Annotated in this window: 1 protein-coding gene; it reads left to right on the top strand. The window is 44.5% G+C overall.

Features of this window, described 5'->3' with window-relative positions:
* On the top strand, positions 1-519 hold a 519-nt coding region (locus ACWXWT_RS20645), incomplete at its 5' end, for an IS630 family transposase (protein WP_456043424.1).
* Between the last annotated feature and the right edge of the window lie 13 nt (positions 520-532).

Genomic DNA, 532 nt, shown 5'->3' with positions numbered 1-532 from the left:
GATATTTGGTTTCAAGATGAAGCGAGATTTGGTCAGCAAAATACCACCACAAGATTATGGGCCCCAAAAGGCTCACGCCCTAGAGCTGTCAGACAGCAGCAATTCGAATATGCGTACCTTTTTGGTGCGGTTTGCCCAGCAACGGGAGCGACTGAAGCATTAGTCACCCCTTTTGTGAATGAAGATGCGATGCGACAACATTTAAAACAAATATCAGAAGCAACGCCGAAAGATCGCTACGCGTTAGTGATAATAGATGGAGCAGGTTGGCATACAGAAGCTGCGGCCGCTGAGCTAGACAATCTTTGGATACTAAAATTACCGCCTTATTCACCAGAGCTCAATCCAATAGAGCAGGTTTGGCAATGGCTCCGTCAGAATTGCCTCGCTAATAGGTGCTTCAAAGATTACAACGAAATTGTCGAGTATTGCTGTCTAGCGTGGAATAGATTCATATCGTGTAAAAGCCGAGTGAGAAAACTATGCCAAAGAGACTGGGCAAATCTGGGAAGACTTTAATCATAATTGGTAT

It is taken from the genome of Shewanella sp. A22 (assembly GCF_053850585.1).
This window is presented reverse-complemented; position numbering and strand designations above follow the sequence as displayed.